The sequence below is a fragment of the Candidatus Hydrogenedentota bacterium genome (assembly GCA_019695095.1).
In the GTDB taxonomy this organism is placed as follows: Bacteria; Hydrogenedentota; Hydrogenedentia; order Hydrogenedentales; family SLHB01; genus JAIBAQ01.
On record JAIBAQ010000204.1, the window covers coordinates 1 to 10,126 of the forward strand.

Below are 10,126 nucleotides of genomic sequence, written 5' to 3' on the forward strand. Positions count from 1 at the left end.
AAAATCCAAAATCAAAAATTGCCTCACTTTTCGTTCAGCCGCTGCTCCCAGTCATAATCCCGCGCGGTGACGATATTCTCCATCCTCCGAATCCGCCGCTCAAGGTTATCGAAGGTTCGCTTCAGCCGCTGCAACGCCATGCCGCGCGAGTTCACATACGAATCGTAGAACTCCTGATCGCTGTCTTCGCGAAATGGGATGACCGGTTCGGGCTTGAGCAACAGTGCTGCGACAACGTATGCGCCGATCATAGGCCACAGGCCCGTGAAAAACGTCGCAAACACCGTCGCCACGCGCACCCAGAACACGGGCGCATCGAGGTAATTTGAAAGTCCTCGGCACACGCCGAAGATCACGCCGTTGCGCGAACGGTACAGCGTCTTCGAACCGCCGGTTGAGTAGTCCATGTCATCGTCTCCTGAGTCGTCGTCCCTGTAGCCGTGCCGATACGCGCGCCTCATGCGGCGCGCCTCGCGTTTCAATTCACGCGCCCGGCGGCGCACCTCGCGCCACCCACCATGAAAATCGTCGTAGCGGCTCACTGTGCGCCCCCTTTCTTTTCGCGATCCAACAGCAAGGTCTCCAGTGCCTCAACACGCTCTTCCATCTTAAGAAGGCCGTGATAAATGTCCTGAATCAACTGTGTCTCATCAGAGGTCTCGCGGAGATTGCGCTGGCTTCCCCCGCCCTTAATGATCTTTAACACCGCAATGAGGATCCCGCCGGTGACTGCCACCAGAGGAATCATCACGGCCATCTCTGCCGCTCCGATTCCTAACCCCAGAATGCCGTTCATGTTTGTCCCTTCTTCGGTCGACGTCTTACCGCGTATCGACTACTTCCGGTCTCGTCAGTCCTTTGCGCGCACCTTGTCCTTCGGGTCCAGCACCAGCGTTTCGAGCGCTTCAATCCGTTCTTCCATGCGACCTAGGCTCTGGTAGATTTCCTGCATGATGCGCGCTTCGTCTTCATGGAGTCCCGAGTTGCGCCTGGCGCCGGACGCTATCCTTAAGACAGCAATCAGAATAACCACGGGCACGGCCAAACTGGCCAGAACGATCGTGATTATGATGGCTAACTCGGCAACCCCTGGCATCTACTTTTCCTTTCGAGTCACGTTGCTGGCATTGAAAACCGGCAGCACTGTCCTCGTCGCTTACTCTTCTACGGACACCTTGTCCTTCGGGTCCAGCACCAGCGTTTCAAGCGCTTCAATGCGTTCTTCCATGCGGCCAAGACTCTGGTAGATCTCCTGCATGATTCGCGCCTCATCTTCTTGAAGTCCCGCATTCCGCTTGCTGCTGGTCACGGCCTTCAGAATGATGACGAGCACGAGCACAGGAATCGCTAATGCCGCCAGCGTCACCAGTGTTACGAAAAGAATCCCGAAAATCGGGATGGCGACCGAAGTTTCCATGATCTCGTTTCCCACATCTTCTGGAGGCGTTCAGGCACACCTCACCCGTAATCCAAAGCACCGTTGACTTTCGAATGCGTAACGCCGGATGCGTTAGTTCTGAGGAGTGCCGCCCTGCGACTTCGCCTTGAGCTCGGCCAACTGCTTCTCAATGTCCTGGTCGTCAGCCAACTTGAGAAACTCCGCCTCGAGCGAATTCTTCGCGCCGTAGTTCACGAGGTCCGCTTCGGCTTCCATCCGCTCGATGCGATTCTCGAACGTGTCGAACCGCGCGAGCGCGTCGCTCGTTTCCACCTTGCGAATGTCGATTTGAGCCTGGCGTTTCCGCTGAGCATGAACGTGTCGCTGCACCAGCATCCGCTGTTTCTCGCGCGCCGCGGCAAGCTTTTCCTCAAGCTGCAGTATATCACTCTGGTACTGGCTCACCAATTCGTCGCACTGAACGCGTTCCCGTTCGATGGCCTCAGCGCGTTCGCGGTAGCGGCGGCGTTCAATCAACGCTTCGCGGGCCAAATCCTCACGGCCTTTGTCCACTGCAAGCTGGGCCTTGCCGCTCCATTCGGTCTCGCGCTTCCTGACGTCCTCAAGCTCGCGCTCAATCTTCTTCTTTGTGGCCATCGCGCCCGCGCACGAGGCCTTGACCTCGACGAGCGTGTCCTCCATCTCGCGGATCATCAGCTTCACCAGCTTCTCCGGATCTTCCGCCTTGTCAAGCATGGCGTTGATGTTCGAGCTGATGATGTCCCGTACGCGCGTGAAGATACCCATGGTGTGTTGCCTCCGTTCGCCGCCCAGTCCCTGGACGGCGCGTTGTTACGCTGTGGCTGCCAGCGCAACGCCTTCCGGATCTTCGAGGAAGGCCGAAGTCGGGCTTTCCACAGAACGCGACTCACGTCCGCCCTGCGGCGCTCTCACGCGCGCCAGACTCCACACCATCCGTTCGTTGACCCGACGGGGTTCGGCACCCGCATCCAAGAGCGCCCGGTGTATCAACTCGGACGCTCCAGAGATGGCATCCGGCTCGTCGAATACGATGCGCAACCCGGCTTCGAACTCATGCGGTTCGTCTGCCGGCCGGCACCAGACCAGTTCGGTCTTCAATTCGACGGACCGTCCATCAAGCTGGACGCTCGGAACGTTGACCAACGCACGCGTGCCAGGGCGCAGATACCGCCCCATGCGGACGCAGACGCCACCACGACCGACATTCAGCAACGTGGCCGAACCCGTGTCCTGGGCGCCGTACCGGTACTGCACGGTACTCGCAAAGGGCAACCGGACGAACCGTCTGCCTTCCCCTCTGCTTGTCTCTTCGCGCATCATTGGTCTTTTCCTTTGCCGACCCCGTGTCGGCGTTTCGCTCCACATACGGAGCAACCTATGTACCAACACACCTTTCTATATCTAAACTCTTCAGTCATGCGCACTTGGATGTGCGGTGGGACCCGAGCTATTGCGGCGACGGTGTGGTTTCTCGCCAATCTCCGGCGAAATCAAAGCCGTGTGAGCTTTTTTCGCCAGTCTTGCGGGCCGGCCTCATTGCCCTCGAAGTACCCCTTGTCAAGGTCCTACGAGCGGTACAGTCTGTCGAGGCCCCCTTCCATGTCAGCCCGCTGGTTTAAAGTCATCTATACAGATGAACTCGCCACCTGTTTCACTTCATCCCCAAATCCATACATCTGGTTCCATTAGGACGACCGAGCGGGATGATTTGTTCAACTTGCTTTGGTTGTGGATCTGAAACGCGCACGAACAGCACTCAGGGCCTTCACTGCGCCAAGTGGCGCAAGCACAACAAACGCAGCGCTGACCCACAGCACGATAGCGCCCGCAAACAAGACCACTCCCCAGAGCGGCGCACTCCAATCGTTCGCAAGCCACGCAATGCCTACGAGAGCCGCCGCGAAGAAGACGAGCACGGCTAGCGAAACTCGTTTCGCCATAACGTCTGCTTTTCCAAGAAACACGTCAGCACTCCTTTGGAAGCGCGCGATCCTGTCCACTTCATAGACGTATGAGCAGGTCTATTGGTTACACCTTTCATCGCATGCGATTGCGTCATGTATAAGATCATTGTGTTCATACAACATCTTGGTTACCGTAGATAATCTGCTTATTTTGTTCAGCTCGATAGGGCGAATGCTTGAATAGAGGGCCTTATGCCGAACGAGTCCCGCACAACACCAAGTAATAGTATTACCTATTTGCTTTTTGCGGCCTTGATCATGGCCTACGGCTGGGGATATCGCGGGACAGTCGGCCACGAAGCGGGGGCCATGTTGCCCGGCGCTCTGCTCGGTCTGGCCGTATGCCTGGCCTCCGGCCGAAGCGATTGGTATCGCCGAAGTGTTGTCGCCGGACTCTTCGGCGCTGCCGGGTGGGCATGGGGCGGTTCGCTCAGCTATATGGAACATACCGCCTATACGATGTCCGATTCCTTTCCGGACGTCTACTACGGCTATTCGATGCTCTTCTTCCTGGGTGGACTTTGGGCGGGTATCGGCGGGGGCATTCTCGGCCTGTCTCTCACCGAACCGCGATCCGTGCTCGAACGGTTTGCGCGCGCATTCAGCGTCGTCTGCTTTTTCTACTTTCTGGCCTACCTCTTCTTTCTCGTGGCGCCAGACTACAAGGACGCCTACGAGACCTTTTCAATTCGCACCTTCCACGATAGCGATTGGCTCTCTGCGACGTTTGCCCTCGTCGCAAGCGGACTCTACTGGTTGACCTGCCGCAAAGACAGACCGGCCTCGGCACTCTTCTTCTGGTGTGCCGTTGCGTGGTGGGTCGGCTACCTGGGTCTTACCAAGTTCGGAGGATTGCGACTAGCGCCTCTCCATCGGAGTGAAAGTTGGGGAGGGGTCGTTGGAATTCTTGTCGTCCTTCTAATCTATCTTCATCGGCGCAATAATCGAGCTGCGTTGATGCTCAGCCTCTACGGAATCCTCGGCGGTGGACTTGGATTCGCGACGGCCGTCTTCATTCGCCATCCGGTGGCTCTCCGCCTTTGGCCGTTCACCGAGCAATGGCCGCAGTGGCGCATTGCGGAAGATAGCTTTGGTCTCATCATGGGCTCTGCAATCGCCTTGGGCGTCTTGCGGCTCCTGCGCGGACGGCTCGCTTCTCCCGCTGAAGATACGCCACGTCCTCCGCTGGATGTCTTCGCCGCCTTCGCGCTGTTGCTCGCCATCAACTGGGTGAATTTTCGTCGCCATGCTGCTCCCTGGATTGAGCGCTCCGATCATTCGGACACCGCGCCATTGCTGGGCATGTCCATGAATGGATGGTTTGTTTTGGGCGGCGCATTGGTCAGCATTCCCGTCCTCGTGGGATTGCTCCAGTACCTGCGTGGAAGCCGTCAGCTCGTCCCGCAGACGGCATTTGGCAAAAGCGCGATCGTCATGCTCTTGCTTGTCTGGGGAACCGTGGCGGGCTATTCGTTTCACGACACCCCCAGCGCCAGCTCCATGCCCGGACACTTTCTGCTGTGGATTCCCGCCTTCGCCGCGACCATGCTGTTCATGACCTACGTAACGCGCGCCGCCCATTCTACCGGCACTATCGAAGACCCTGTCTCGTGTTCCGATCGGCGCTGGAACGTTGGCGTGAAATACATCCTCGGATGGTGCCTGGTCCCCCTGTGCATCCTCGCAATGACGGGAGCCAGCGTGGCTATTCAAGATGGACCTGCCGGCGGCATGCCCCGGAAACGATTTGGGCCTGACGCCTATTGGAGATTGACCGCGCGTCTCTTGGGCACGTGGCGTGTGGCCGGCATTGCAGATACCCTCGGAGGAAACGCAGAAGTGCAAAAGGACCTTTCCGTTACCGCCTTCTCATTTGCACCCGATCGCGTTGTCACGGTGTCGACGTCGGAGGGTGCGAGCGAGACCACACAACAATGGATGCAAAAGGACCAGTACACCTGGTTGAAATGGCGCTTGAACGAAACCGATCCGCCTCGGTATGCCGAAATCCCCCTGCAATTCCGCGACCGCAGACTCTTCATTGCGTGGCCGCCCGATTCTCAAAGTGGCGGGTACCTTGTTCTCGAACGTGAAGGAGAGTGACTGGCCAAGCACTTCTCCAATACCGCGTGTCGCCGCGAGAAAGGGAGAGCGGCGCGTGGGCTGCACGCGCCGCTTGGGTCCTTGGGGAAGCCAGGGTTGGGCATCAGCTTCCCCGTGTCGTGGGGCGGTAGGGATCGGGAGAAGAAGAACTAGTAATAGGAGTACGCGGGGCGCGGCTTCATCATGAGCGCCATGATGATGTAGCCAATGCCAACCGGAAAGAACCCGGTGGCGAGAAACGCGATGAGCACGATGACGCGCAGCCAGAACGCCGACAAATCGAAGTAGTCCGCCAGCCCTTGGCACACGCCGCACAGAACGCCGTCGCGCGACCGATACAAGCCTGTTCGCACACCGTCGTAATACCTTGTCATTGCCTTATCCTTTCTGCCTCGGCGCGCGCATCAATTCGAGCCGCCGTCCCAGCTTCATCACTTCTATTCGTTACGAAGAGGCGACTCCAGTCGTCCCCTTCAATCGCTGCAATTCCGTTTCGATGTCTTCGTCATCCGCCAGCGCGTCAATCCGCGCGCTCAAACTGGGCTTACGCCCGAAATTGATGAGTTCCGCTTCGGCTTCGAGACGGTCGATGCTCTGTTCGACATGCTCGAACCGGGCAAACGCGTCCGACGTGTCCACGCGGCGGATGTCGAGCTGCGCGCGCCTGCGATGCACCGCGCGAATGTGCCGTTGAACCAGGACGCGCTGCTTTTCTCTTACGGCCTCCAGTTTGGCTTCCAACTCGGCAATGTCCGATTGGTACTGCTCAAGAAGGGCTTCGCACTCCGCCAGTTCCCGGTCGAGCACCTCGACGCGGTCCATGAAACGCCGGCGCTCCACAAGCGCTTCGCGCGCCAGGTCGTCGCGGCCCTTGTTGATAGCGATTTTCGCCTTGCCTTCCCACTCATTTGCGCGCGCACGTACGGCGTCCTGCTCGCGCTCGATCTTGCGCCGGGCGGCCATGGCCCCCGCACACGAAGCCTTCACCTCGATCAGGGTGTCTTCCATCTCTCGCATCATCATCGACAGGAGTTTCTCGGGATCCTCCGCCTTATCGAGCATGCAATTGATGTTTGCGCTGATGATGTCTCGCGCCCGTGTGAAGATTCCCATGACTCCTCCTTTGTGCAGCGCAACGTCCGTCGCGCGTTCGTTACTTAGAATCCCAAGTTCACCGCAGCCGCAGGTTTCCACGCGCCGCGCGGCGTCAGATGTTTCCAGACGCTCGACGCTTCCGGCGCAGGGGCTGCGGCGCGACGCCCGTATTCGACGTACCGGAAGTTGCGATCACGCATCACCCGCGCGCTCCACCGGCGCTTCAGGCCCTCGCACACCAACTCCGTGAGTGCTGTCCGCACGTCGGCATCGTCTTCGTACACCCGAATGCCGGCAAGGTATCCCCGCGCGGTGGGCGTACACCATGCCACGGTTCCCAGGAACTCGATCGACCCGGAATTTGCGCCGGGGCCTTCCACTTCGAGCACGATCCGTTGACCCTGCGGAAGGGGGCTTTCCACCCTCAGGCACAACCCCCCTTGGTCCACGTCGTGGATCAGGGCGTGGCCACCTGTCTCGCGCGCCACTTGATACCGCGCTTTGCCTTGGAACCGCACGCGGCGGTACCTGCGTCTCGTGATCCAGATTTCCATCAACCCCGTGCTCCTCGTCGAATTGAACATGCCACACCCAATATCAACGCTTGTGCCAAAAGTGGCATCAAAGGGTAAGCATCTGGAATCGCGCAACTTATCTGAATACCGGTTGACCATGGCGGTTGACGAACCGTGGCGGAATAGCCTAATCTGTGGTCGAAGCGGCCAAACAAAGGCGGGGATTGCGATGGCGGAACAGGCCAAAAACAGTAGTCGTGAACGAAACCGGCCTGCCGAGCCTCTCATTCAGGAGGCATTGGGGCAATCCGAGGCTTTTCTTTCCTTCCAGGAGCGCCTCTCTCGGGTTGCGCGCGTGGATCGTCCTGTCCTGATTTTGGGCGAGCGCGGAACCGGTAAAGAACTCGCCGCCTCGCGAATTCACTACTTATCGCCTCGTTGGCAGGAACCCTTTGTGGCCCTGAACTGCGCGGCCTTGGCGGCGTCCTTGATTGAATCCGAACTGTTTGGCCACGAGGAAGGCGCGTTCACGGGCGCTTTGCGCCGCCGATCGGGGCGCTTCGAGGCCGCCAACGAGGGAACCCTCTTTCTAGACGAGATCGGTAACATCCCTGTCGAGACGCAGGAAAAGATCTTGCGCGTGGTCGAATATGGGGCCTTCGAACGCGTAGGCAGTTCCATCCCCATTCGCGTTGATGCGCGAATCATCGGCGCGACGAACATGAACCTCTCCGACATGGCCGAGCAGGGACACTTCATGCGCGACTTGCTTGATCGATTGTCTTTCGAGGTGCTTTTCTTGCCGCCGTTGCGCGAACGCCGCGAAGACATCATGCTACTGGCGCGTCACTTCGGCGCGCGCATGGCGCACGAACTCGCGTGGACGGAGCTGCCGCATTTCACCGAAGAGGCCGTGCAGTTGCTCGAAGAATACGACTGGCCGGGCAACGTGCGCGAACTGAAGAATGTGGTCGAGCGCGCGGTCTATCGCTCCGACGACACCATCATCATGGACACGGAGATCATTTTCGATCCATTTCTGAGCCCGTATGTTTGGCGGTCTGACAAACCGGTCTTGAAGCCCGCCGCGTCCGATACCACAGCGGAACCGGCGATGGAGAACTCTCCGACCGTGCTCGATATCGCTCGCGGACGTCCATTTGACGATGTTGTACGTGAAGTCGAAGTAGAATTGCTTCGCGATGCACTGCAACGGGCCAAGTTTAACCAACGAAAGGCGGCCGAAATCCTGGGGTTGACGTATCACCAGTTCCGCGGACTCTACCGCAAGCATAGCGAGTCGCTGGGGGAGTAGTCACAACCGGAGTGGACGGATATCGTTCCCGTCCGCATGAGCAATCGAATTCAAATGACAGTAGTCAGTCCCAAGTGGATGTATATAAAGGCCCTCCTATTCCTGGTCATCGGCGGTATGTGCTTCGCTCTTGTGGTGATGGAAAGCCCTACTCTGACGACCATTGTGTGCTCAGTCTTAATGGTGTGGGCCTTTTGCCGCGCATACTACTTCGCGTTCTACGTCATCACGCACTATATTGACGACGACTTCAGGTTTGCCGGTCTTTCTGCTTTCGTTCTATACGTCGTGAGAAAATACGTGGCACGTGCCAATTCGGGCCAATCACACTGATCGCCTCAATGAAGGTGATGTGTACTGAAAAGGGGGACTCGTGGGATTTGCAGTAGAGCTTTCGTTCGATGTCGAGGCCGATACCGCCGTGCGCAGATTGTGGGAGCGGTTGGAAGAACACAACATCTCCGATGTGTTGCCTTCGATCGGGGCCTGTCCACACATCAGTCTGGCCGTCTTCGATTCGGTCGATCCGGATAGGCTTGGACCTGAACTCAAACAATTCGCCGCTGAAGAAAAGTGCATCGAGACGCGCTTCGGCGCCGTTGGGATCTTTCCCAGCGAAGACGGCGTGGTGTTTCTCGCCCCGGTGGTGACGCGCGAACTGCTTGAGATGCACGCGCGATTTCACGACCGGATCGCCGCGCTCGGGATTCAATCGCTTGAACACTACCAGCCCGGCAACTGGAACCCTCACTGCACGGCCGCACTCGATCTTCCTCACGGTTCCGTGCCGCGCGCCGTCGAAGCATGCTACCACGGCCACATTTTCATTCCCGTCCGTCTACAGGCGGTGCAACTCATCGAGTTCCGCCCCGTCGTGACCCTCTGTTCGTTCTCGTTGAAGGACGCCAGCTTATGATCATGCTATCGCTTTGCGTGCTGGGCTTTTGGTTTCTCATGCTGATCGTGGCAATCCTCAGTGGAGGCCTTCGCACGAAGCTCCTGCTTCCTCGATTCGGCGACCTTCGCGCGCACCAGATCGGGACCGTTTTCGTCTGCATGATCTTCACGGCTCTGATCGCTTGGTTCGTTCGCGCGACGGGTCTCACGCCTCAACAAGCAGTCATCGTTGGTCCTGTTTGGGCTGCGATGACCGTTGCCTTCGAGACGGTCATGGTCCGGTTCTGGATGAAGCGTCCGTGGGCCGATGTCTTCGCCGACTACAATCTGCTGAAAGGACGCGTATGGCCGCTGGTACTGCTAACCCTAATGGCTTTGCCCTATATCGTATCGCGCCTTTGACCTTCCTAAAGGAGTCGATGATGAGCAAGCGTTTCTCTTCGTACCGGTCTCAATCTCAAGAAGCTGGACTCACGCTTGTGGAGGTAGTTGTCGTTGTTTTGGTGCTCGTAGTTCTGTTCACCGTTCTTGTCCCGAAAGCGATCCAATACAGAAGGGACTATACCGACTCGATGAAAGCGACCCAGGTCTACGATGCCATCCACAAGTCAGGTACTTGGAGGACTATTGTCAGCGGTTCGATGGGAAACAGTGGCATAGTTACATTCCCGCACGGCCGGCTGGAAGGCGGCATTGCGGTCGTTCTTCAATACGTCGACGACGCCACACTTCAGACTACCGACGCCACCTTCTGGATCAAGGATGACGTTATTCACGCCGTAAACGACACCGCACATAACCTCTTGCCCGCCGCCCC

16 protein-coding genes are annotated in these 10,126 nt (G+C 58.1%); 6 read left to right on the forward strand and 10 right to left on the reverse strand.

Features of this window, described 5'->3' with window-relative positions:
* Positions 1–23 precede the first annotated feature (23 nt).
* From pspC to K1Y02_22360, 7 genes are all read right to left on the reverse strand, one after another.
* Positions 24–407 (reverse strand): envelope stress response membrane protein PspC, encoded by a 384-nt coding sequence (gene pspC, locus K1Y02_22330; GenBank protein ID MBX7259116.1) that lies wholly within the window; start codon positions 405–407, stop codon positions 24–26.
* A gap of 131 nt (positions 408–538) precedes the next feature.
* On the reverse strand, positions 539–796 hold the full coding sequence (locus K1Y02_22335) for a phage-shock protein (protein ID MBX7259117.1): 258 nt from the start codon (positions 794–796) through the stop codon (positions 539–541).
* A gap of 54 nt (positions 797–850) precedes the next feature.
* Entirely contained in the window at positions 851–1,096 is a 246-nt protein-coding gene (locus K1Y02_22340) for a hypothetical protein (GenBank protein ID MBX7259118.1), read from the reverse strand.
* Positions 1,097–1,156: 60 nt separating this feature from the next.
* Complete coding sequence (locus K1Y02_22345; GenBank protein ID MBX7259119.1) at positions 1,157–1,417, reverse strand: envelope stress response membrane protein PspB; 261 nt, start codon at positions 1,415–1,417, stop codon at positions 1,157–1,159.
* Positions 1,418–1,510: 93 nt separating this feature from the next.
* The gene (gene pspA / locus K1Y02_22350) at positions 1,511–2,185 is read right to left on the reverse strand and encodes a phage shock protein PspA (GenBank protein ID MBX7259120.1); all 675 of its coding nucleotides are present in this window, start codon (positions 2,183–2,185) and stop codon (positions 1,511–1,513) included.
* A 45-nt stretch (positions 2,186–2,230) separates the two neighbouring features.
* On the reverse strand, positions 2,231–2,740 hold the full coding sequence (locus K1Y02_22355) for a PilZ domain-containing protein (GenBank protein ID MBX7259121.1): 510 nt from the start codon (positions 2,738–2,740) through the stop codon (positions 2,231–2,233).
* A 392-nt stretch (positions 2,741–3,132) separates the two neighbouring features.
* A complete protein-coding gene (locus tag K1Y02_22360) occupies positions 3,133–3,384 on the reverse strand; it encodes a hypothetical protein (protein MBX7259122.1) in 252 nt (83 codons plus the stop codon).
* Positions 3,385–3,576: 192 nt separating this feature from the next.
* On the opposite strand from K1Y02_22360, the gene K1Y02_22365 reads away from it, so the two are divergent.
* On the forward strand, positions 3,577–5,487 hold the full coding sequence (locus tag K1Y02_22365) for a hypothetical protein (protein ID MBX7259123.1): 1,911 nt from the start codon (positions 3,577–3,579) through the stop codon (positions 5,485–5,487).
* A 149-nt stretch (positions 5,488–5,636) separates the two neighbouring features.
* On the opposite strand, the gene K1Y02_22370 is transcribed toward K1Y02_22365, so the two are convergent.
* The 3 genes from K1Y02_22370 to K1Y02_22380 all read right to left on the reverse strand — a co-directional run bounded on the left by K1Y02_22370 (position 5,637) and on the right by K1Y02_22380 (position 7,136).
* The gene (locus K1Y02_22370) at positions 5,637–5,861 is read right to left on the reverse strand and encodes a PspC domain-containing protein (GenBank protein ID MBX7259124.1); all 225 of its coding nucleotides are present in this window, start codon (positions 5,859–5,861) and stop codon (positions 5,637–5,639) included.
* 70 nt (positions 5,862–5,931) lie between these two features.
* Positions 5,932–6,600, reverse strand: coding sequence for a PspA/IM30 family protein (locus tag K1Y02_22375; GenBank protein MBX7259125.1), 669 nt, complete (start codon positions 6,598–6,600; stop codon positions 5,932–5,934).
* 44 nt (positions 6,601–6,644) lie between these two features.
* The gene (locus tag K1Y02_22380; GenBank protein MBX7259126.1) at positions 6,645–7,136 is read right to left on the reverse strand and encodes a PilZ domain-containing protein; all 492 of its coding nucleotides are present in this window, start codon (positions 7,134–7,136) and stop codon (positions 6,645–6,647) included.
* A gap of 190 nt (positions 7,137–7,326) precedes the next feature.
* Here K1Y02_22380 and pspF point away from each other — a divergent pair, with 190 nt between their 5' ends.
* The 5 genes from pspF to K1Y02_22405 all read left to right on the forward strand — a co-directional run.
* Entirely contained in the window at positions 7,327–8,412 is a 1,086-nt protein-coding gene (gene pspF, locus K1Y02_22385) for a phage shock protein operon transcriptional activator (GenBank protein ID MBX7259127.1), read from the forward strand.
* 54 nt (positions 8,413–8,466) lie between these two features.
* The gene (locus tag K1Y02_22390) at positions 8,467–8,745 is read left to right on the forward strand and encodes a hypothetical protein (GenBank protein ID MBX7259128.1); all 279 of its coding nucleotides are present in this window, start codon (positions 8,467–8,469) and stop codon (positions 8,743–8,745) included.
* 40 nt (positions 8,746–8,785) lie between these two features.
* Positions 8,786–9,328, forward strand: coding sequence for a 2'-5' RNA ligase family protein (locus K1Y02_22395; GenBank protein MBX7259129.1), 543 nt, complete (start codon positions 8,786–8,788; stop codon positions 9,326–9,328).
* Complete coding sequence (locus K1Y02_22400; GenBank protein MBX7259130.1) at positions 9,325–9,711, forward strand: hypothetical protein; 387 nt, start codon at positions 9,325–9,327, stop codon at positions 9,709–9,711. Before K1Y02_22395 ends, K1Y02_22400 begins: the two co-directional genes overlap by 4 nt.
* 20 nt (positions 9,712–9,731) lie before the next feature.
* Positions 9,732–10,126, forward strand: a 395-nt coding sequence (locus tag K1Y02_22405; GenBank protein MBX7259131.1) for a hypothetical protein, incomplete at its 3' end; no start/stop codon positions are given.